Below are 21,690 nucleotides of genomic sequence, written 5' to 3'. Positions count from 1 at the left end.
CAAAATGGAAAAGAAAAAAGATCATATGCGAAGGCTCTCAGCAGCAGGATTACTGATTGCGATGGGTGTTGTTTATGGTGATATTGGAACAAGTCCGTTGTATGTGATGAAAGCTATTTTAGAATCAAATGGTGGCTTAGAGACAGTCACTAAAGATTTTGTACTGGGAGCAGTCTCATTGGTTTTTTGGACAGTCATGCTTTTAACAACAGTCAAATATGTTTTGATTGCTTTACGAGCAGACAATCATGGTGAAGGCGGGATCTTCTCTCTATACACCTTGGTACGTAAAGGTGGGAAATACTTGATTGTTCCTGCGATGATCGGTGGGGCTGCTTTATTAGCAGATGGTGTACTGACTCCAGCAGTGACCGTGACTACAGCAATCGAAGGTCTACGAGGAATTCCTGATTTTTATCAAAAATTTGGCAATAATCAAAACATCATTGTTATCATTACTTTAATTATTCTATTGTTCTTATTTTTGATTCAACGTTTTGGAACAGATTTTGTTGGAAAAGCCTTTGGGCCAGTCATGTTTCTCTGGTTTACATTTTTAGGTTTGATGGGGATCCTGAATATTCCTTATGATTTCAGTGTCATTAAAGCTATCAATCCTTATTATGCCGTCCATCTGTTGTTTAATCCAGATAATAAAATGGGTGTCTTTATTTTAGGAAGTATTTTCCTAGCGACTACCGGAGCAGAAGCACTTTATTCAGATATGGGCCATGTCGGTAAAAAGAGTATTCATTTTAGTTGGCCGTACGTCTTAGTGTGTTTGATGCTGAATTATGCAGGACAAGCTGCTTGGATTTTGCACGCCAAAGGAGATGTTTCGATTGAAGCAATCGAAAATTTAAATCCTTTTTTCCAGATTTTACCTGACGGCTGGATGATTTTTGGCGTGGCATTTGCTACCGTTGCTGCAGTTGTTGCGTCGCAAGCGTTGATCTCTGGCTCATTCACGTTAGTCTCTGAAGCCATCAAATTAAAACTATTGCCAAGAATGCGCATCATTTATCCTGGTAAAAGTATCGGACAAATGTACATACCCGCAATCAATCTGATTTTATGGGCTGCTTGTTCGATCATTGTTTTAACTTTCCGAACCTCTAGCCATATGGAAGCAGCCTATGGTCTTTCGATCACGGTGACTATGTTGATGACGACTTTCTTGTTGTACCATTATTTGCTGCAAAACGGGACATCGAAAATAGTAGCGACGTTGATGCTTGTTTTCTTTGGTGTTTTAGAAGGTTTCTTCTTTATCTCAAGTGTGACTAAGTTCTTCCATGGTGGTTTTGTAGCGGTGGCCATGGCATTAATCATTTTAGGTGTGATGTATATTTGGCATCGTAGTAATCGGGTCCAAGAAAATGCGGGTCAAGATGTAAATTTAAGAGATTATCTGCCACAGCTGAAAGAACTCCGTGAAGATGATACGATTCCGTATTATCAAACGAATGTGGTTTTCTTAGTACCGCGTTTAGAGGGAGATAATATTCCGCAACAATTTGTTTATTCGATTTTAGATAAACGTTTGAAACGAGCAAAAGTATATTGGTTTGTCAATGTGGAAGTAACAGATGAACCGTACACAGAAGAGTATAGTATTGATATGATGGAGACAGATTTTGTTGTAAAAGTTAAATTGTATCTAGGTTTCCGAATTGCGCAAGATGTGAATGTCTATCTGCGTCAGATCATCCATGATTTGATGAAACAAGAACGTTTGCCGAAACAACCGCAACATTACTCACTGACACCTGGTAGACAAGTCGGAGATTTCCGTTTCGTGATGATCCAAGAAGAATTATCGAATGTAACTAAAGTCGATAAATGGGATCGTCAAGTCATGCAAGCGCGTTTGGCGATTAAACACCACACTGTGGCACCAGAAAGATGGTTTGGGATCGAATACAGTGAAGTGACTTATGAGACTGTTCCTTTGATTGTTGGCGAAACAAGAAAAACCTGGCTAAAAGAAAGAAAAATATAAGCATCAAAGAAAAAGAGTGGAGCCCATAATCAGGCTTCACTCTTTATTTGTTGTAATTCAAATGTTTGCGATTGATCGAGTTTCTTTAATTTGCGCATTGCAGCAAAATAAGAAGTTAATAGTACAGCTGTTGATCCCATCCAAGCTAGAGGTGAAGCGAAAGACGCACCGGCAAAACCGAAGGAATGAGTCAAAATAATCGCTGCGAAAGAACGCATCACTAGTTCCATGATTCCGGCAAGTGTTGGGATTTTTGCTTGACCTAAACCTTGTAAGGTATAACGTAAGACAAGCAAAATCGCTAAAATCCAGTACAACGAACCGTTGATATTGAAATAAATTTGTGCTAACTCAAAGACACGTGTTTCGCTAGGGCTAACAAAAAGTCCTACAAAGAAATGTCCGCATGTAACAACTAAAATTCCTGCAAAAATCCCAAAGCCGATACACATCATCAAACATTGTTTCACACCTTGCAAGATCCGACCGTATTCTTTTGCTCCTAAGTTTTGAGCGGTGAACGTAGCCATCGTGATACCGAATGACATCATCGGTAAAATAGCTAATTGATCGATTCGGCTAGCGGTTGTTTGAGCAGCAACGACGTCTGTTCCTAGAGTATTCAAAGCCGACTGTAAGATAACGGCACCGATCGCGATGATCGATGATTGGAATCCCATTGGCAAAGCAGATTTTAAATGAATTTGAAATTCTTCTTTATCAAAAGAAAAATGTTTGCGATTGATTTGCAACAAAGGGATTTTTCGACGAATAAACCAGATACACATCAAGCTAGAGAAGACTTGTGCAATAACAGTAGCAAATCCAGCTCCGGCAACGCCCATATGGAAGTACATGATAAATATCAAATCTAGTACAACATTGATGACTACGGCTAAAGCTAAGAAAAAGAGTGGTGTACGGCTGTCGCCTAAAGCACGTACCATATTCGACAAAAGATTAAAACTCATAGAAGCAAAAATACCGGCTAAAATAACTGAAATAAATTCTTGTGCTTGATTTAAAAGTTCGGGAGGCGTCTGCATTAATAATAGTAAAGGTCGTAAAAACAGTAAGCTTAGTGTCGTCAAAACAATCGTAACACCTAAACTAATCAAAATCGAAGTGGTAAAACTTTTGCGTACACCTTGAGCATCTTTTGCTCCAAAGCGCTGTGCGGTAATAATCGACAAACCAGAAGTCAAACCTTGGGCAAAACCAATAATCAAGAAACTAACACTACTAGTCGCACCAACGGCAGCTAATGCATCTTTGCCTAACGTTTGTCCTACGACAACCATATCAACCATACTATAAAATTGCTGAAAAACATTTCCTACGAATAATGGCAAAGCAAACAGAATAATCAATTTTGCGGGATTTCCACGAGTTAATTCTTTCATCTTTCTCCTACTTTCTAAATAAATTTTCTGAACGATATTACCATAAAATTTTCTGAAAGCAAGAGTATGGAACAAATTATTAAGAAAAAAAGACAACCCTTAAGAAAAGGCTGTCTTTATTACTAACGTTGACGAATTTCATTGGGTAATAAAATTGTTTGACGATGACCATCATCATATGCATAGACTTCTTGTGGAAATTCATATGAATAATTAAATGGCAAATCGATCCCTATTTCAACGTTGCTATCTTCTTGTGAGAAATGCATTGTGACATGACCATTATTGTTGATCAAATCAAAACTTAAAATATTTTCTAATGGGATCAATCCCTTTAAGTCTAAGTCAATGATATACCAGATACTATCAATCAGCTCGCCTGGTAAGCTGGACACCACACCGACAGAGGCATAACGGCTTTTTTTTGAATCGAATGTTTCGAACATAGATGTTTCCCCCTTTAGTTGGAATCACTTACTTAAAGTGCAAATAAGCTTTGTAGTGATATATTGTAAATCTTTTTAGCTAAAAAAACCACTGATTGTTCTTAACTTATAAGAAAGTCTAAATAAGTATGTGACATAGTTTAATCCAAAAAGTGAGAAGATTCAATCCATCGATCGGATAAATAAAAAGAAAAAGGTATGCTGAAATCTCAGCATACCTCGCTAGTTCTTGCTTATTCTTCTGTTGATTCGCCGATAACTTCAGGTTCTGCACCTTCAGCAACTTCATCTTCTTCAGGAAGCTCTTGAGCTTCTTGAACAGACGCAATTTGTTCTTCTGCATCAGTGACGATTGAGTAGTCACTGTTTTTAGGAAGATCAGCAATAGAGATTGAATCGCCGATTTCTAATTTAGAAATATCAACGTCGATACCTTCTGGTAATTTTTCTGGAGTTGCTGAAACAGTTACTGTATAAAGTGTTTGAGTTAACACACCGCCAGCTTTCACTCCTGCAGCTTCGCCAACTAAATTCAATTCAGTTTCAGCTTCAGTTTCTTCTGACAAGTTTACAGATAATAGTTCCACGTGAGTTAAATGCCGTGTAAAGGTGTCTGATTGTGCTTCACGCAATAATGTGTTCACTTTTTTTCCACCGATTTCAATAGCGAAAACAGTGTTGGCACCATTTTCACGCAATAGACGAGTAAATTCTCTTTCGTCGATTGAGATAGATGTGCTTTCGATCTTGTAGCCATTTACGACTGCAGGAACTTTTCCTTCGTGACGCAATTTGTTGCGTAGGGAACGGGGACGAGTTGCTCTTTCTTCTACTTTCAATGATACTGCCATAACCAAATTCCTCCTTAAAATGTGACTGTCTGTGGTTTATCAGACAGATTTTATTTAAGTGACGGGTTATTCTCAGCACAATGGCTTTGCGAAAAACGCAAAAAGACAGTCGTATACACAACTGTCCAAAAAAGTTTGAGTTCAACTTTCTCTACCAGGTCATAACGCTGTGTATGAGAAACCTTTGACACCGGAGTGTCAATTCACTTAATCGTACGAATCTCTGACTCGTATATTAAAAGTGTAGAACTCTTGCAGATAAAATGCAAGGATAAACCCTTTTGCTTTTTTTCAAAAATAATAAAAAAACTATCCGTCTATGAAGATAAAAATTGAAACAGTTGTTTTTTAAGGGGATTTCGGTATAATGAGTCCCGTATATTTTAAGGAGCGGGCCATGCGTTTAGATAAAGTAATCGAAGAAAATTTGAAGACCACACGAAAAGAAATGAAACGACTATTTTTAATGCGGAAAGTTCACGTTGATGGACTAGCGGAGATGAATCAGCAGCGCAATGTGGATAGTCGTTTGCATCAAATTGAAGTAGATGGAAAGGCGCTGCAAACAAAGCACGTTTATTATTTGTTGAATAAGCCAGCGGGCGTCGTGACGGCTAAAAAAGATTCTAAATTTAAAACGGTGACAGAATTAGTTTTACCAGAAGAGCGCCCGACGGAATTGTATCCTGTAGGACGTTTAGATCGTGATACGACAGGCCTGCTTTTATTAACAGACAATGGCCAATTAGGTTATGAGTTATTGCGGCCAGATTCCAAGGTAAATAAAACTTACCGTGCGACGATCAATGCATTAGTGACAGCCGAAGATGTTGAAGCATTTGCTGAAGGCATCGAATTTCATAGAGGGATTCGCTGTCGTCCAGCTAAACTGATTATTTTAACGGCTAATCCGATTTATTCGGAAGTGTTGCTGACGATCAAAGAAGGAAAGTTTCATCAAGTGAAAAAAATGTTTTTGGCTCGAGGGAAAAAAGTGATCAAATTAACTCGCTTAACCATGGGGCCATTACGCTTGCCAACAGATTTGAAACCAGGTAACTACCGACCGTTGACGGCAACAGAATTAAATCAATTAAAAATTTATTTTAGATAGAAGGTAATTTTATGAATTATGACACACTTTTGTTTGATATTGATGACACATTATTAGATTTTAAAGCAGCCGAAGAGGCAGCGTTGTCTAGTCTTTTTGAAGAATTAGAAGTAACACCATCGCTTGAGGTCAAGCAAAACTATAAACAAATGAACCAAGGGTTTTGGCGGGATCATGAAGCTGGATTATTATCAAGACAAGATTTATTAAATAATCGTTTCCGAATTTTCTTTGATCAATATGGTCGCAAAGTAGACGGGCCAAAAACGGAAGCTCGTTATCGGCATTATTTGAATCAGGGTTACCAGTTGATGGATCACAGTTTAGAAGTTGTAGAGAAATTAAGTCAGAAAAAGGAGCTCTATGTCGTGACGAACGGTGTTTCGGAAACACAACATCAACGATTGACCCAATCAGGTTTAGCGCCTTTTTTCAAAAAAATCTTTATTTCCGAAGAAATGGGTGTCAATAAACCAATGAAGGAATTTTTTGACATTGTCTTTTCAGAAATTCCTACTATAGATAAAACAAAAACTATTATTATTGGTGATTCTTTGACTTCGGATATCAAGGGAGGTCAAGTTGCGGGTATCGATACGATCTGGATGAACCCTAAACGTATCAAAACAACCGATATCAAACCAACATTTGAAATTAACCAGCTAACAGATCTCTATCAAATTTTAGAAGATTTTTGAGTTTTTAATAGTAATTTTAGATTGTTCCGCTATAATGGGACTAATGAAGAAACGAAAGAGGTTTTATTTGCATGAAAAACAAGCCGATTATTATTGGTGTAACGGGCGGTTCAGGAAGTGGTAAAACAAGTGTTAGTCGCGCAATCTACAGTCGTTTTCCCAATCATTCCATTATGATGTTGGAACATGATTCTTATTATAAAGACCAAAGCGGTATCAGTTTTGAAGAACGATTGGCAACGAATTATGATCATCCATTTGCTTTTGATACAGATTTATTGATTGAACATTTAAAACAGTTGACGAACTATCAATCAGTTGAAGTGCCGATTTATGATTACGTTGCGCATACTCGGAGTCAAGAAACATATGTCCAAGAACCGCAAGAAGTGATCATCTTGGAAGGTATCATGATTTTAGAGGATGAACGTTTACGCGATATGATGGATATCAAAATTTATGTCGATACAGATGATGATATTCGCATCATTCGTCGTATCAAACGTGACATGAATGAAAGAGGCCGGACATTAGACTCTGTGATCGAACAATATTTGACCGTTGTCAAACCGATGTATCATCAATTTATTGAACCCACAAAACGTTATGCCGATATTATCGTGCCAGAAGGCGGAGAAAATCACGTGGCGATTGATTTGATTGCTACGAAGGTTGCAAGTTTTTTGAATCATGATTAATTTTAAAGACGCTGAGTCTCTCTCAGGGTCTTTTTTTAATTTAAAAGCAGAATATTTTATTGATCACATACTTTTTTATACTATTGATTAATATCAGGGAGAGGGAGTGAAGACGATAGAGACTAGAGAACTAAAAGGACCCTTTTATCATGGAACAAAAGTGAAGTTAGAAGTAGGAGACTATTTAACTGCGGGACATCATTCAAATTATCGGCCGAACGTGATTATGAATCATATTTACTTTACAGCTTTAAAAGATGGTGCAGGTTTAGCGGCAGCATTAGCTAGAGGTGATGGGGATGAATATGTTTATCAAATCGAGCCTATGGGTGATTTTGAAGACGATCCAAATGTAACAGATAAAAAATTTCCAGGAAATCCGACCAAGTCATATCGGAGTATTCAACCGCTTAAAATCATTGCTCAAGTGACTGATTATCGACCATTGACGGAAGCGGAGCGTGCTGCTTGGAAAGAACGGCTGGAGGTCATTAATACTAGCGATAGTAAAATCATTAATTGAAAAGAAAAAGATCCCGACTCACCACAGTGAATCGGGAAATGTTTTTATTATAAGTAGTATTTTTTAGCTACTGTTAGGTCATCGTTCAAGTCATAAACAAGTGGTTGACCTGTTGGGATTTCTAAGTCCATGATATCTTCATCAGAAATACCTTCGATGTGTTTAGCTAATGCACGTAGTGAGTTACCGTGAGCAGCAACTAAAACAGTTTTGCCGTCTTTCAAAGCAGGCGCGATTTCATCTTGCCAGAAAGGTAAAGCACGTTCTAAAGTAACTTTTAAGTTTTCTCCTCCAGGAATATCGCGAGGGTCTAACATTGCATAACGACGATCTTGAGCAGCTGAACCTTCGTCAGTAGCTTCCATCAATGGAGGCAATACGTCGTATGAACGGCGCCAGATATGAACTTGGTCATCTCCGTATTTTTCAGCAGTTTCTTTTTTGTTTAATCCTTGTAGTTTACCATAATGACGTTCGTTTAAGCGCCAAGATTTAACTGTTGGTACCCAAAGTTGGTCAGATTCTTCAAGAATATAGTTACAAGTTTTGATTGCACGAGTTAAAACTGATGTATAAGCTACATCAAATTCAATTCCTGCTTCTTTGATTTTACGTCCGCCTTCTTTTGCTTCTTCGACACCTTCTGGAGCCAAGTCAACGTCTGCCCAACCAGTAAATTGGTTCAATTTGTTCCATTCACTTAATCCGTGACGAGAAAAAACTAATTTTGGCATAATATTCTCTCCTTTGAAATTTCTGAAATTTTCAATTACTGAGTCATTGTACAATTTTTTTGCAATGATTTCCATAAAAATGAGCGCGTTTTTTCTCAAAACACGCTCATTAAAGGGTTTTCTATCAAATTATTTTGTAGGAACGATCAAAGTTTGCGGTCCTTCAGGAGTACCGACGATCACACGAGAAATCATATCGATGAACAGACCATGTTCTACTACGCCGACACATTCATCTAATTCTTTTGCTAAAGTGCGAGGATCGGCAATTTTTTCCAAATGCAAATCAATGATATAATGTCCGCCGTCGGTTGTTAATGTTTGGCCAGCTTCATCCACGCGCCATGTTGGGTTATAACCGCGCTCTTCGAATAAACGGAAAATATTGTGACTGCCGAAAGGGACAACCTCTACTGGAAGAGGGAATTTACCTAAATGAGAGACCATTTTACTTTCATCAACGATCCAAATACAATCTTTTGAATAAGTAGCGACAACTTTTTCAAATAGTAAGGCTGCGCCGCCACCTTTGATACCTTGAAAATCTTCGCTGATCTCATCTGCGCCATCAATAGTTAAATCTACAGATTCTACATCGTCGATAGCTTTTAACGGTATTCCTAATTCTTTTGCTTGTGCTTCAGTTTTTGATGAGGTAACGACACCCGTGATCTTTAAACCTTCTTCATTTACTCTGCGGCCTAATTCTTTTACCAAATAGTAGGCAGTCGATCCAGTTCCTAATCCGACGGTCATCCCGTCTTTGACATATTTTGCCGCTTCGATCCCGACTAACTCTTTCAAATTCATTGATAATTCCCACCTTTAACTAAGTTAGGTTTATTGTAATCGGAAAAAAGAAAAAAAGATAGCCTTTTCAGTAAAAATAACCAAAAAAGAAAATCCTGATTTAAATGGTTTCTAGAACTTTAAAAATATAAAAATAAAAGTTTGGTTCGATTTCTAATTGAATTATAGTGACAAAAATAGAGTGAAACAAAATAAATAAAAAAGTTATTCTGTTTGTTGACACAGGTATTTTATCATGGTATGCTATCAAAGGTGCTTTGTGAACAGGTCTCTCGCTGAGACGTGCTGACTGTGTCAAGGTACGCTTGATAGGGAATGCAGGAATGCATTATTTTTTATCGCCGAAAAAGAACCACCAGGATGTGTGGTACTAGAAAGCGAATCGAGGAAGGAGGAAACAAGGGATGCCTACAATTAATCAATTAGTACGTAAACCTCGTAAATCAAAGGTGGAGAAATCAAATTCACCAGCATTGAACAAAGGATATAACAGCTTTAAAAAAGCTCAAACAAACGTTAACTCACCACAAAAACGTGGAGTTTGTACACGTGTGGGTACTATGACACCGAAGAAACCGAACTCAGCGTTACGTAAATATGCTCGTGTTCGTTTGTCAAACTTAATCGAAGTAACAGCTTATATTCCAGGTATCGGCCATAACTTACAAGAACATAGTGTTGTTCTTTTACGTGGTGGACGTGTAAAAGATTTACCAGGGGTACGTTATCATATCGTTCGTGGTGCACTAGATACTGCGGGTGTTAACGATCGTAAACAAAGCCGTTCTAAATACGGTACTAAAAAACCTAAAGCTTAATCAAACGAATAGATAAGACATATTTTCGGAAGGAGGAGTTACGTATGACTCGTAAAGGAACTATCGCAAAACGCGATGTTTTGCCAGATCCTATGTATAACTCTAAGTTAGTAACTCGTTTAATCAACCGTGTAATGGTTGACGGTAAACGTGGTACTGCTTCAAGTATTGTATACAACGCTTTTAGCACAATCAAAGAATCAACAGGAAATGACCCGTTGGAAGTTTTCGAACAAGCAATGGAAAACATTATGCCTGTACTAGAAGTTAAAGCTCGCCGTGTTGGGGGTTCTAACTATCAAGTACCAGTTGAAGTACGTCCAGAACGTCGTACTACTTTAGGGTTGCGTTGGGTTGTAAACTTCGCTCGTTTACGCGGCGAACATACAATGGAAGAACGCTTAGCGAAAGAAATCATGGATGCTGCTAACAACACTGGAGCTTCTGTGAAAAAACGCGAAGATACACACAAAATGGCGGAAGCCAACCGTGCATTTGCTCATTATCGTTGGTAAGATTTTTTCTGCTGGCGAAGGTCAACAGAAAAATGGCCAAAAATGCTAAATTCAATATAAGAGAGGAGCAAACAAAGAAATGGCAAGAGAATTTTCTCTAGAAAACACTCGTAATATCGGGATCATGGCCCACGTTGATGCAGGTAAAACTACAGCAACTGAGCGTATCTTGTACTACACTGGTAAAATCCATAAAATTGGTGAAACCCACGAAGGCGCTTCTCAAATGGATTGGATGGAACAAGAACAAGAACGTGGTATCACGATCACTTCCGCTGCTACTACAGCACAATGGAAAGGTCACCGCGTAAATATCATTGATACCCCAGGACACGTGGACTTCACAATCGAAGTTCAACGTTCATTACGTGTACTTGATGGCGCAGTAACTGTATTGGACTCACAATCAGGTGTAGAACCACAAACAGAAACTGTTTGGCGTCAAGCAACAGAATACCAAGTTCCACGTATCGTATTCTGTAATAAAATGGATAAAATCGGTGCAGATTTCCTTTATTCAGTAAGTACTATACACGATCGTTTACAAGCGAATGCTCATCCAATTCAATTACCAATTGGTGCTGAAGATGACTTCACTGGTATCATCGATTTAGTTAAAATGAAAGCTGAAATCTACACAAATGACTTAGGTACGGAAATTCAAGAAACTGAAATTCCTGCAGATTACCAAGAGTTAGCTGAAGAATGGCGTGAAAAATTAGTAGAAGCAGTTGCTGATACTGATGAAGACCTAATGATGAAATTCCTAGAAGGTGAAGAAATCACTGACGAAGAATTAAAAGCAGGTATCCGTAAAGCTACTCTAGCTGTTGATTTCTATCCTGTATTATGTGGTTCTGCCTTCAAGAACAAAGGTGTTCAATTGATGTTGGATGCAGTCATTGACTATCTTCCAGCACCAACAGACGTACCTGCGATCAAAGGTTTCAACCCTAAAACTGATGAAGAAACTGAACGTCCAGCTGACGATTCAGCGCCTTTCTCATCACTAGCATTTAAAGTAATGACTGACCCATTCGTAGGTCGTCTAACTTTCTTCCGTGTTTACTCAGGCGTATTGAACTCAGGTTCTTACGTATTGAATGCCTCTAAAGGCAAACGTGAACGTATCGGACGTATCCTTCAAATGCACGCGAACACTCGTAAAGAAATCGAAACGGTTTACTCTGGAGATATCGCAGCAGCTGTTGGATTGAAAGATACTACTACTGGGGATACACTTTGTGATGAAAAAGCACCAGTTATCTTAGAATCAATCGAATTCCCTGATCCAGTTATCGAAGTTGCTGTTGAACCTAAATCAAAAGCTGACCAAGATAAAATGGGTGTTGCTCTACAAAAACTAGCTGAAGAAGATCCATCATTCCGCGTTGAAACTAACGTTGAAACTGGTGAAACTGTTATCGCTGGTATGGGTGAACTTCACTTAGACGTGTTAGTTGACCGTATGCGTCGTGAATTCAAAGTTGAGGCTAACGTTGGTGCGCCTCAAGTATCTTATCGTGAAACATTCCGTGCTGCTACTAATGCAGAAGGTAAGTTTGTACGTCAGTCTGGTGGTAAAGGTCAATACGGTCACGTATGGATCGAATTTACACCAAATGAAGAAGGTGCTGGCTTCGAGTTCGAAAACGCGATTGTCGGTGGTGTGGTTCCTCGTGAATACATCCCAGCAGTTGAAAAAGGATTAGAAGATGCAATGGCAAACGGTGTATTAGCTGGTTATCCTTTAGTTGACATTAAAGCTAAGCTTTATGATGGTTCTTACCATGATGTCGATTCAAATGAAACTGCCTTCCGTGTAGCTGCTTCTATGGCGCTACGTGCTGCTGCTAAAAAAGCTAGTCCATCAATCCTTGAACCAATGATGAAAGTTACAATTACTGTTCCAGAAGATTACTTAGGTGATGTTATGGGTCACGTAACTGCTCGTCGTGGACGTGTTGAAGGTATGGAAGCACATGGTAACGCGCAAATCGTTAACGCAATCGTGCCGTTAGCTGAAATGTTCGGTTACGCTACAACGCTTCGTTCTTCTACTCAAGGACGTGGAACATTCATGATGGTATTTGACCACTATGAAGATGTACCAAAATCAGTTCAAGAAGAAATCATTAAGAAAAATGGCGGCAAAGCTGAATAATTCTTAAATGTCAATCTAAATTGATAGGTTTCCTTTAAAATACTGTATTTTTAATAATGAATCATGTAAAATAATTAACTGATGATATGGGCTCGCGCTGCTTATGCGGCGCGGACTTATCAGATAAAAAATAATCTCATTTACTTAGGAGGAACATTTTAAATGGCTAAAGAAAAATTTGACCGTTCAAAACCCCATGTTAACATTGGTACTATCGGACACGTTGACCATGGTAAAACTACTTTAACAGCTGCAATTACAACTGTACTTGCTAAACAAGGCGGAGCTCAAGCTATGGACTACGCTTCAATCGATGGCGCTCCTGAAGAACGCGAACGCGGAATCACAATCAATACTTCACACGTTGAGTATGAAACTGAAAACCGTCACTACGCTCACGTTGACTGCCCAGGACACGCGGACTACGTTAAAAACATGATCACTGGTGCTGCACAAATGGACGGAGCTATCTTAGTAGTATCTGCTGCTGATGGCCCTATGCCTCAAACACGTGAACACATCTTGTTATCACGTAACGTTGGTGTTCCTTACATCGTTGTATTCTTAAACAAAATGGATATGGTTGATGATGAAGAATTACTAGAATTAGTTGAAATGGAAGTTCGTGACTTATTGTCAGAATACGACTTCCCAGGCGACGACACTCCAGTTGTTGCTGGTTCAGCTTTGAAAGCCTTAGAAGGCGACGCTTCATACGAAGAAAAAATCTTAGAATTAATGGCTGCTGTTGACGAATATATCCCAACTCCAGTTCGTGATACTGACAAACCATTCATGATGCCAGTCGAAGATGTATTCTCAATCACTGGTCGTGGTACTGTTGCAACTGGTCGTGTTGAACGTGGACAAGTTCGCGTTGGTGACGAAGTTGAAATCGTAGGTATCGCTGAAAATACTGCTAAAACAACTGTAACAGGTGTTGAAATGTTCCGTAAATTGTTAGACTACGCTGAAGCGGGTGATAACATTGGTGCATTATTACGTGGTGTTGCACGTGAAGATATCCAACGTGGACAAGTATTAGCTAAACCAGCTTCAATCACTCCACATACAAAATTCTCTGCAGAAGTTTACGTTTTAACTAAAGAAGAAGGCGGACGTCATACTCCTTTCTTCACTAACTACCGTCCTCAGTTCTACTTCCGTACAACTGACGTAACTGGTGTAGTTGATCTACCAGAAGGTACTGAAATGGTAATGCCTGGTGATAACGTAACTATGGAAGTTGAATTAATCCACCCAATCGCTATCGAAGACGGAACTCGTTTCTCAATTCGTGAAGGCGGACGTACTGTTGGTTCAGGCGTTGTTACAACAATCAAAGCGTAATTAATATTACGATTTAAATTTGCTCGGACGTAAAGAGTTATCAGCTTGCTGATAACTCTTTTTTTATTTTTTTACAGAAGAGAATATTTGTCTGCGTACAAGAGAACGTTTAAGATATAAGAATAATAGGAGGAGAGAAAATGATTGTAATTCCTTTACCGCATTATGGTTTTGATCCAACAGAAGCAGCAATTCCTTGGAAGTACTTGAATGATCATTCTGTGGAGATCGTGTTTGCTACACCAGATGGTCATGTTGCCGCGGCTGATAAACGATTGTTGACAGGAGAAGGTTTTGGTATTTTTAAATCAATGCTTATGGCAAATGATCAAGCTTTATCAGCCTATCAAGAAATGAGTAAGAGTGAAGCGTTTAATCATCCAATTAGCTATTCTGATATAGTGGTGGATGAATACCAAGGAATATTATTGCCAGGCGGACATGATAAGGGGATGAAAAGCTATCTCGAATCATCTATTTTACAAGGAAAAGTAGTCGAATTTTTTGATAAGAATAAAATAGTTGGAGCCATCTGTCATGGGACGATCTTGGCAGCAAGAAGTATTGATCCGATTAGTAAGAGATCAGTATTATTTGATTACAAAACGACTTCGTTATTGAAGCTTCAAGAAATGGGTGCTTATTATCTTACGGTTTTGTGGCTTCACGATTATTACCGGACATATCCGTTATCGGTAGAAGAGGAAGTAAAATCAGTTTTAAAAAATAGTAACCAATTTAAACCAGGAAGATTTTCTTCGCGTCGTGATACGTTCAGTGATGAAGAGCCAGCTTTTGTTGTTGAAGATCGCAATTATATATCTGGACGTTGGCCAGGAGATGCCCATACATTTGCAAAAAAATTTTTTCAACATTTAAAAGGCTGAGATAATTTTTCTTCTATAATAATTTTATTGGTCTTTTTCTATTTTCAGAAAATAAAATCGAAAATCAAAAAAAGTCTGATAAAATCCTTGCAATAGTAGATGGAATATAATATAATCATAAAGGTGCTGTTTGCAGAAGTGTGAATGACACTGGGGGGTTCATAAATGAATCCGCCGGCTTTGAAACGAGAGGTTGCGACACGCCCGGACGCTTTGCCACGAACGAGCGTGACGGAGATTTTCGTGGAGCTATGTCTACTTTTAAAATAGGCGAAGGAGGGAACAAGATGGCAAAACAAAAAATTCGTATCCGTTTAAAAGCGTATGAACATGGTATTTTAGACCAATCAGCGGATAAAATTGTAGAAACTGCAAAAAGAACTGGAGCTAGTGTATCTGGTCCAATTCCATTACCAACAGAACGTAGTCTTTACACTGTGATCCGTGCGACTCATAAATACAAAGATTCACGCGAACAATTCGAAATGCGTACTCACAAACGTCTAATCGACATTGTGAACCCAACACCAAAAACAGTTGACGCTTTAATGAAGCTTGACTTACCATCAGGTGTTAACATTGAAATCAAACTATAATAAGAAAATGGAGGTGTAATCATGACCAAAGGAATCTTAGGGAAAAAAGTGGGAATGACACAAATCTTCACAGAATCTGGCGAACTTATTCCAGTAACTGTTGTCGAAGCTACTCCAAACGTTGTTTTACAAGTTAAAACAGTGAAAACAGATGGCTACGAAGCTGTTCAATTAGGCTACCAAGATATGCGTGAAGTTTTGTCTAACAAACCTGCGAAAGGTCATGTTGCAAAAGCAAACACGGCTCCTAAGCGCTTCATTCGAGAATTCAAAGATGTTGAGCTAGGAGACTACGAAGTAGGACAAGAAGTGAAAGTTGATACTTTCCAAGCTGGAGACATCATTGATGTTACCGGAACGACTAAAGGTAAAGGATTCCAAGGCGTTATCAAACGTCACGGACAAAGCCGCGGCCCTATGGCTCACGGATCTCGTTACCACCGTCGTCCTGGATCTATGGGTCCTGTTGCACCAAACCGTGTATTTAAAAATAAACATTTAGCTGGCCGTATGGGTGGCAACCGTGTGACAATTCAAAATCTTGAAGTTGTTCGTGTTGACGCTGACCGCAATGTTATCTTAGTAAAAGGAAATGTTCCTGGCGCTAAAAAATCTTTAATCACTATCAAATCAGCTGTAAAAGCTAAATAATTAGTTATAGGAAAGGAGGAACTAAGGAATGCCAACTGTAGCATTATTCAAACAAGATGGAACTCAAAACGGTGACATCACTTTAAATGAAGAAATCTTCGGAATCGAACCAAATGAAAGTGTTGTTTACGATGCAATCATTATGCAACGCGCCTCATTAAGACAAGGAACACACGCTGTGAAAAATCGTAGCGCAGTTCGTGGCGGTGGCCGCAAACCATGGCGTCAAAAAGGAACTGGACGTGCTCGTCAAGGTTCTATCCGTTCACCACAATGGCGTGGAGGTGGCGTTGTCTTCGGACCTACACCACGTTCATACAGCTACAAACTTCCTAAAAAAGTTCGTCGCTTAGCAATCAAATCTGTTTTATCAGAAAAAGTTGCTGAAAATAAATTAGTTGCTGTTGAGGCTTTAAGCTTTGAAGCTCCTAAAACAAAAGAATTCAAACAAGTTTTAACTAGCTTGTCAATTGATTCAAAAGTATTGGTTGTATTAGAAACAGAAAACGAAGTTGCAGGCTTAGCTGCTCGTAACTTATCAAACGTAACTGTTACTACTTCAAACAACGTTACTGTATTAGATGTAGTCGCTAATGACAAAATCTTAGCAACGCAAACTGCTCTTACTCAAATTGAGGAGGTGCTTGCATAATGAACTTACTAGACGTAATTAAACGCCCGGTGATCACTGAAAAATCTATGTTAGACATGGACGAAAAGAAATATACTTTCGAAGTTGACACTCGTGCGAACAAAACTTTAGTCAAACAAGCTGTTGAAGCTGCTTTTGACGTTAAAGTTAAAAATGTAAACATTATGAATGCTAAACCAAAAGCAAAACGTATGGGTAAATACCAAGGCTTCACTAAAAAACGTCGCAAAGCTGTTGTGACATTAACTGAAGGTTCAAAAGACATCCAACTTTTCGACGCTGAATAATAAGCGTTAGAAATTCACTAGTAAATAGGAGGGAAACTAGACGTGGCGATTAAAAAGTACAAACCTACCTCAAATGGTCGTCGTAATATGACGAGTTCTGATTTCGCTGAAATCACAACTTCAACGCCTGAAAAGACGTTATTAGAACCATTGAAAAACAACGCCGGTCGTAACAACAACGGTCGCATCACTGTACGTCATCAAGGTGGCGGACATAAACGCCAATACCGTGTTATCGACTTCAAACGTAATAAAGATAACGTGGTTGCTACAGTAAAAACGATCGAATACGATCCAAACCGCTCAGCAAACATTGCATTAGTTCATTATACAGACGGAGTGAAAGCTTACATCTTAGCCCCTAAAGGCTTACAAGTAGGCATGACTGTCGTATCTGGAGCAGATGCAGATATCAAAATCGGAAACACTTTACCACTAGAAAACATTCCAGTTGGTACAGTTATCCACAATATCGAAATGAAACCAGGTAAAGGCGGACAATTAATCCGTTCTGCTGGTACAAGTGCTCAAGTACTTGGTGAAGAAGGAAAATACGTATTAGTACGTTTAAACTCTGGCGAAGTTCGCATGATCTTAGCTACTTGCCGTGCTACAATCGGTTCTGTTGGTAACGAACAACATGAATTGATCAACATCGGTAAAGCTGGTCGTTCTCGTTGGATGCACAAACGCCCAACTGTACGTGGTAGCGTAATGAACCCTAACGATCACCCACACGGTGGTGGTGAAGGTAAAGCTCCAGTCGGACGTAAAGCTCCAGTATCTCCTTGGGGACAACCTGCATTGGGTTACAAAACTCGTAACAAGAAAGCTGCATCAGATAAGCTTATTGTTCGTCGTCGTAAGACTAAATAGAACCATTGACTATGTGTCGCATATTTTGAGAGGAGGTACACCATGGGTCGTAGTTTGAAAAAAGGACCTTTCGTTGATGATCATTTGATGAAAAAGGTCGAAGCGCAACAAGGTGTTGAAAAGAAAAAAGTTATCAAAACTTGGTCTCGTCGTTCAACAATTTTCCCTAGCTTCGTAGGGTTTACAATTGCTGTATATGACGGACGCAAACATGTACCAGTTTACATCCAAGAAGACATGGTTGGACATAAATTAGGTGAATTTGCACCATCAAGAACTTATCGTGGACATGCCGCCGACGATAAGAAAACAAAACGCTAATTTTGAGGGGAGGATATCAACATGGCAGAACAAATTACATCAGCTAAGGCAACTGCGAAAACAGTTCGCACTTCTCCTCGTAAATCACGTTTAGTAATCGATCTTATTAGAGGAAAAAGCGTAGCAGAAGCAATTTCAATTTTGAAGTTCACACCAAACAAATCTGCTGGAATCATTGAAAAAGTTATGATGTCAGCCGTTGCTAACGCAGAAAACAACTTTGACTTAGATGTTGAAAACTTGGTAGTTTCTGAAGCATTTGTTAACGAAGGACCAACAATGAAACGGTTCCGTCCACGTGCAAAAGGTTCAGCATCACCAATCAACAAACGTACAAGTCATATTACCGTTGTGGTATCAGAAAAATAAGGAGGGATAATCAGTGGGTCAAAAAGTAAATCCTATTGGAATGCGTGTAGGTATCATCCGTGATTGGGATGCTAAATGGTATGCTGAAAAAGAGTATGCTGAATTTCTACACGAAGATTTGAGAATCCGTAAGTTCATCGCAACTAAACTTGCTGATGCCGCTGTGTCAACTGTTGAAATCGAACGCGCTGCAAATCGCGTTAACATTTCAATCCACACAGCCAAACCTGGTATGGTTATCGGTAAAGGCGGATCTGAAGTTGAGAGCCTAAGAAAAGAATTAAATAAATTAACTGGTAAACGAGTTCATATCAACATCGTTGAAATCAAAAAACCAGATTTAGATGCAAAATTAGTCGGAGAAGGAATTGCACGTCAATTAGAAAACCGTGTTGCCTTCCGTCGTGCACAAAAACAAGCAATCCAACGCACTATGCGTTCTGGCGCTAAAGGAATCAAAACTCAAGTATCTGGTCGTTTGAATGGTGCGGATATCGCTCGTTCAGAAGGATACTCTGAAGGAACAGTTCCTCTTCATACATTGCGTGCTGACATCGACTACGCTTGGGAAGAAGCAAACACAACATACGGAAAACTAGGAGTTAAAGTGTGGATTTATCGTGGAGAAATTCTTCCTACAAAGAAAAACACTGAGAAAGGAGGGAAATAATCATGTTAGTACCTAAACGTGTAAAACACCGTCGTGAATTCCGCGGAAAAATGCGTGGGGAAGCTAAAGGTGGAAAAGAAATTTCATTTGGAGAATATGGCTTACAAGCTGTTGATTCACATTGGATTACTAACCGCCAAATTGAAGCTGCTCGTATTGCAATGACTCGTTACATGAAACGTGGTGGGAAAGTATGGATTAAAATTTTCCCTCACAAATCTTATACTGCCAAAGCAATTGGTGTACGTATGGGATCTGGTAAAGGTGCTCCTGAAGGCTGGGTTTCACCAGTTAAACGCGGCAAGATCATGTTTGAAATCGCCGGCGTTCCTGAAGAAGTTGCTCGTGAAGCATTACGTCTTGCTTCTCACAAATTACCAATGAAAACTAAGATCGTAAAACGTGAGGAAATGGGTGGTGAATCGAATGAAGGTTAAAGAAATCAGAGAATTAACCACTGCCGAAATGCTAGATCAAGAAAAACAATTAAAAGAAGAATTGTTCAATCTTAGATTCCAATTAGCAACAGGTCAATTAGAAAACACTGCACGTATTAAAGAAGTACGTAAATCGATTGCACGCATCAAAACTGTGTTGCACGAACAAGCTGACAAATAGTGGAAGGAGGCCATTTCCAGTATGACTGAAGAAAGAAATCAACGTAAAGTTTATCAAGGACGTGTGGTATCTGACAAAATGGACAAAACGATCACTGTTGTCGTTGAAACCCAAAAGAACCACCCAATCTACGGTAAACGTATGAAATATTCTAAAAAATACAAAGCTCACGATGAAAACAATGAAGCAAAAACTGGTGATATCGTGAAAATCATGGAAACTCGTCCATTATCAGCTACCAAACGTTTCCGTCTGGTTGAAATCGTTGAAAAAGCAGTGATTATCTAATCACACGAGATTTTCCTATATAGATGTTTTTTAAATCTGAAAGGAGGATACACAAGTGATCCAAGCAGAAAGCCGTTTAAAAATCGCGGACAACTCAGGTGCACGTGAAATTTTAACTATTAAAGTTCTTGGTGGATCTGGTCGCAAAACTGCAAATATCGGTGATGTGATCGTTGCTACGGTTAAACAAGCAACGCCAGGTGGTGTTGTCAAAAAAGGTGACGTCGTAAAAGCCGTTATCGTTCGTACTAAATCAGGCGCTCGTCGTACTGACGGTTCTTATATTAAATTTGATGAAAATGCAGCTGTTATCATTCGTGATGACAAGAGCCCAAGAGGAACACGTATCTTCGGACCTGTCGCTCGTGAACTACGCGAAGGCAACTTCATGAAGATCGTTTCATTGGCACCGGAAGTATTATAATCGAGAGATTCAACTAAAGGAGGTGCGCAACAGTAATGTTCGTTAAAAAAGGCGATAAAGTAAAAGTTATCTCTGGTAAAGACAGAAATAAAGAAGGCGTTGTATTAGAAGCCCTTCCTAAACAAGATAAAGTCGTTGTTGAAGGCGTCAATATCGTGAAAAAACATAAAAAAGCCTCTCAAGAAGCCCCTCAAGGCGGAATCGTTGAGGTAGAAGCACCAATTCATGCTTCTAATGTTATGGTTATCGACCCTTCAAATGGAGAAGCGACACGCGTTGGCTATAAAGTGGTTGACGGTAAGAAAGTCCGCGTTTCTAAGAAAACCGGCGAAACACTAGATAAATAATTAAACAAGGAAGGAGGATCTTATAGATGAACCGCCTAAAAGAAAAATTTGTAAGTGAAATTACACCATCTTTGATGGAAAAATTTAACTATGATTCAGTAATGGAAGTTCCTAAAGTTGAAAAAATCGTCATCAACATGGGTGTTGGTGATGCGGTATCAAACACTAAAAACTTAGACAAAGCCGTTGAAGAATTAGCTTTGATTTCTGGTCAAAAACCACTTATCACAAAAGCTAAGAAATCAATCGCTGGTTTCCGTTTACGTGAAGGAATGCCTATCGGTGCGAAAGTAACACTACGCGGAGAAGAATGTATGAATTCTTAGACAAATTAGTGACTGTGTCACTTCCTCGTGTACGTGACTTCCACGGAGTAAGCAAAAAATCCTTTGATGGCCGTGGTAACTTTACTTTAGGTGTTAAGGAACAATTGATCTTCCCTGAAGTAGATTTTGATTTAGTTGATAAAGTACGCGGTATGGATATCGTTGTTGTAACAACTGCTAAAACAGACGAAGAATCACGCGAATTATTAACACAACTTGGAATGCCATTCCAAAAATAAATCAAGGAGGCGA

At 39.0% G+C, this 21,690-nt stretch carries 28 protein-coding genes and 1 pseudogene; 24 read left to right on the top strand and 5 right to left on the bottom strand.

The window, feature by feature from the left end:
- The first annotated feature begins 4 nt into the window (after positions 1-4).
- Positions 5-2,002 carry a KUP/HAK/KT family potassium transporter gene (locus tag ACQKTA_RS07975; protein ID WP_427813375.1) on the top strand — a complete coding sequence of 666 codons (1,998 nt, stop codon included), beginning with the start codon at positions 5-7 and terminating at the stop codon, positions 2,000-2,002.
- A 29-nt stretch (positions 2,003-2,031) separates the two neighbouring features.
- Here the strand turns inward: ACQKTA_RS07975 and ACQKTA_RS07970 are convergent, their stop codons facing one another.
- From ACQKTA_RS07970 to ACQKTA_RS07960, 3 genes are all read right to left on the bottom strand, one after another.
- Complete coding sequence (locus tag ACQKTA_RS07970; protein ID WP_427813374.1) at positions 2,032-3,405, bottom strand: MATE family efflux transporter; 1,374 nt, start codon at positions 3,403-3,405, stop codon at positions 2,032-2,034.
- 122 nt (positions 3,406-3,527) lie between these two features.
- Complete coding sequence (locus tag ACQKTA_RS07965; RefSeq protein WP_427813373.1) at positions 3,528-3,851, bottom strand: DUF960 domain-containing protein; 324 nt, start codon at positions 3,849-3,851, stop codon at positions 3,528-3,530.
- A 233-nt stretch (positions 3,852-4,084) separates the two neighbouring features.
- Positions 4,085-4,702: a 50S ribosomal protein L25/general stress protein Ctc gene (locus ACQKTA_RS07960; protein ID WP_407856721.1), complete on the bottom strand. Its 618-nt coding sequence runs from the start codon at positions 4,700-4,702 to the stop codon at positions 4,085-4,087.
- A gap of 397 nt (positions 4,703-5,099) precedes the next feature.
- Between ACQKTA_RS07960 and ACQKTA_RS07955 the strand changes: the two genes are divergently transcribed.
- From ACQKTA_RS07955 to arr, 4 genes are all read left to right on the top strand, one after another.
- Positions 5,100-5,816, top strand: a complete 717-nt coding sequence (locus ACQKTA_RS07955) for a 16S rRNA pseudouridine(516) synthase (RefSeq protein WP_427813372.1) — start codon at positions 5,100-5,102, stop codon at positions 5,814-5,816.
- A gap of 11 nt (positions 5,817-5,827) precedes the next feature.
- Positions 5,828-6,514 carry a YjjG family noncanonical pyrimidine nucleotidase gene (locus ACQKTA_RS07950; protein ID WP_427813371.1) on the top strand — a complete coding sequence of 229 codons (687 nt, stop codon included), beginning with the start codon at positions 5,828-5,830 and terminating at the stop codon, positions 6,512-6,514.
- A gap of 71 nt (positions 6,515-6,585) precedes the next feature.
- Entirely contained in the window at positions 6,586-7,212 is a 627-nt protein-coding gene (gene udk, locus ACQKTA_RS07945) for a uridine kinase (RefSeq protein ID WP_332579831.1), read from the top strand.
- Between the two features lie 106 nt (positions 7,213-7,318).
- Positions 7,319-7,735 carry an NAD(+)--rifampin ADP-ribosyltransferase gene (arr, locus tag ACQKTA_RS07940; protein ID WP_427813370.1) on the top strand — a complete coding sequence of 139 codons (417 nt, stop codon included), beginning with the start codon at positions 7,319-7,321 and terminating at the stop codon, positions 7,733-7,735.
- 47 nt (positions 7,736-7,782) lie between these two features.
- On the opposite strand, the gene ACQKTA_RS07935 is transcribed toward arr, so the two are convergent.
- Together ACQKTA_RS07935 and rpiA are read right to left on the bottom strand one after the other, a co-directional pair.
- A complete protein-coding gene (locus ACQKTA_RS07935) occupies positions 7,783-8,469 on the bottom strand; it encodes a 2,3-diphosphoglycerate-dependent phosphoglycerate mutase (protein WP_332579830.1) in 687 nt (228 codons plus the stop codon).
- Positions 8,470-8,598: 129 nt separating this feature from the next.
- Entirely contained in the window at positions 8,599-9,279 is a 681-nt protein-coding gene (gene rpiA, locus ACQKTA_RS07930; RefSeq protein ID WP_427813369.1) for a ribose-5-phosphate isomerase RpiA, read from the bottom strand.
- Positions 9,280-9,683: 404 nt separating this feature from the next.
- Between rpiA and rpsL the strand changes: the two genes are divergently transcribed.
- The 19 genes and pseudogenes from rpsL (at position 9,684) to rplE (ending at position 21,677) form a co-directional block, all read left to right on the top strand.
- The gene (rpsL, locus tag ACQKTA_RS07925) at positions 9,684-10,097 is read left to right on the top strand and encodes a 30S ribosomal protein S12 (RefSeq protein WP_010742744.1); all 414 of its coding nucleotides are present in this window, start codon (positions 9,684-9,686) and stop codon (positions 10,095-10,097) included.
- A gap of 44 nt (positions 10,098-10,141) precedes the next feature.
- Positions 10,142-10,612 carry a 30S ribosomal protein S7 gene (rpsG, locus tag ACQKTA_RS07920; RefSeq protein ID WP_071857892.1) on the top strand — a complete coding sequence of 157 codons (471 nt, stop codon included), beginning with the start codon at positions 10,142-10,144 and terminating at the stop codon, positions 10,610-10,612.
- 79 nt (positions 10,613-10,691) lie between these two features.
- Complete coding sequence (fusA, locus tag ACQKTA_RS07915) at positions 10,692-12,776, top strand: elongation factor G (protein WP_427813368.1); 2,085 nt, start codon at positions 10,692-10,694, stop codon at positions 12,774-12,776.
- A gap of 162 nt (positions 12,777-12,938) precedes the next feature.
- The gene (tuf, locus tag ACQKTA_RS07910; RefSeq protein ID WP_332654171.1) at positions 12,939-14,126 is read left to right on the top strand and encodes an elongation factor Tu; all 1,188 of its coding nucleotides are present in this window, start codon (positions 12,939-12,941) and stop codon (positions 14,124-14,126) included.
- Positions 14,127-14,266: 140 nt separating this feature from the next.
- On the top strand, positions 14,267-15,013 hold the full coding sequence (locus ACQKTA_RS07905; protein ID WP_427813367.1) for a type 1 glutamine amidotransferase domain-containing protein: 747 nt from the start codon (positions 14,267-14,269) through the stop codon (positions 15,011-15,013).
- A gap of 287 nt (positions 15,014-15,300) precedes the next feature.
- On the top strand, positions 15,301-15,609 hold the full coding sequence (rpsJ, locus tag ACQKTA_RS07900) for a 30S ribosomal protein S10 (RefSeq protein WP_010756438.1): 309 nt from the start codon (positions 15,301-15,303) through the stop codon (positions 15,607-15,609).
- Positions 15,610-15,630: 21 nt separating this feature from the next.
- On the top strand, positions 15,631-16,260 hold the full coding sequence (gene rplC / locus ACQKTA_RS07895) for a 50S ribosomal protein L3 (RefSeq protein ID WP_427813366.1): 630 nt from the start codon (positions 15,631-15,633) through the stop codon (positions 16,258-16,260).
- Positions 16,261-16,288: 28 nt separating this feature from the next.
- Positions 16,289-16,912: a 50S ribosomal protein L4 gene (rplD, locus tag ACQKTA_RS07890; protein WP_407855077.1), complete on the top strand. Its 624-nt coding sequence runs from the start codon at positions 16,289-16,291 to the stop codon at positions 16,910-16,912.
- The gene (rplW, locus tag ACQKTA_RS07885; RefSeq protein ID WP_407855076.1) at positions 16,912-17,199 is read left to right on the top strand and encodes a 50S ribosomal protein L23; all 288 of its coding nucleotides are present in this window, start codon (positions 16,912-16,914) and stop codon (positions 17,197-17,199) included. The genes rplD and rplW overlap by 1 nt, the downstream gene beginning before the upstream one ends.
- Before the next feature lie 42 nt (positions 17,200-17,241).
- Positions 17,242-18,075, top strand: a complete 834-nt coding sequence (rplB, locus tag ACQKTA_RS07880; protein ID WP_427813365.1) for a 50S ribosomal protein L2 — start codon at positions 17,242-17,244, stop codon at positions 18,073-18,075.
- A gap of 42 nt (positions 18,076-18,117) precedes the next feature.
- The gene (rpsS, locus tag ACQKTA_RS07875) at positions 18,118-18,396 is read left to right on the top strand and encodes a 30S ribosomal protein S19 (protein WP_071857885.1); all 279 of its coding nucleotides are present in this window, start codon (positions 18,118-18,120) and stop codon (positions 18,394-18,396) included.
- Between the two features lie 21 nt (positions 18,397-18,417).
- Positions 18,418-18,765, top strand: a complete 348-nt coding sequence (rplV, locus tag ACQKTA_RS07870) for a 50S ribosomal protein L22 (RefSeq protein WP_071857884.1) — start codon at positions 18,418-18,420, stop codon at positions 18,763-18,765.
- Between the two features lie 13 nt (positions 18,766-18,778).
- On the top strand, positions 18,779-19,435 hold the full coding sequence (gene rpsC, locus ACQKTA_RS07865; protein ID WP_071857883.1) for a 30S ribosomal protein S3: 657 nt from the start codon (positions 18,779-18,781) through the stop codon (positions 19,433-19,435).
- Between the two features lie 2 nt (positions 19,436-19,437).
- Positions 19,438-19,872 carry a 50S ribosomal protein L16 gene (rplP, locus tag ACQKTA_RS07860; RefSeq protein ID WP_071857882.1) on the top strand — a complete coding sequence of 145 codons (435 nt, stop codon included), beginning with the start codon at positions 19,438-19,440 and terminating at the stop codon, positions 19,870-19,872.
- Positions 19,862-20,053, top strand: coding sequence for a 50S ribosomal protein L29 (rpmC, locus tag ACQKTA_RS07855; RefSeq protein ID WP_071857881.1), 192 nt, complete (start codon positions 19,862-19,864; stop codon positions 20,051-20,053). Before rplP ends, rpmC begins: the two co-directional genes overlap by 11 nt.
- A 21-nt stretch (positions 20,054-20,074) precedes the next feature.
- A complete protein-coding gene (gene rpsQ, locus ACQKTA_RS07850; protein ID WP_071857880.1) occupies positions 20,075-20,341 on the top strand; it encodes a 30S ribosomal protein S17 in 267 nt (88 codons plus the stop codon).
- A 55-nt stretch (positions 20,342-20,396) separates the two neighbouring features.
- Positions 20,397-20,765, top strand: a complete 369-nt coding sequence (gene rplN, locus ACQKTA_RS07845) for a 50S ribosomal protein L14 (protein ID WP_010742760.1) — start codon at positions 20,397-20,399, stop codon at positions 20,763-20,765.
- 35 nt (positions 20,766-20,800) lie between these two features.
- Positions 20,801-21,112, top strand: coding sequence for a 50S ribosomal protein L24 (gene rplX, locus ACQKTA_RS07840; protein WP_332580457.1), 312 nt, complete (start codon positions 20,801-20,803; stop codon positions 21,110-21,112).
- A gap of 26 nt (positions 21,113-21,138) precedes the next feature.
- A pseudogene (gene rplE, locus ACQKTA_RS07835) lies at positions 21,139-21,677 on the top strand (50S ribosomal protein L5).
- Positions 21,678-21,690: the final 13 nt, after the last annotated feature.

Origin of the sequence: Enterococcus sp. 22-H-5-01 (assembly GCF_050310005.1) — a bacterium.
Classification (GTDB): Bacteria; Bacillota; Bacilli; order Lactobacillales; family Enterococcaceae; genus Enterococcus_A; species Enterococcus_A hailinensis.
The sequence above is the reverse complement of the archived record's forward strand: the minus strand, read 5'-3'. Positions and strand labels throughout refer to the sequence as shown.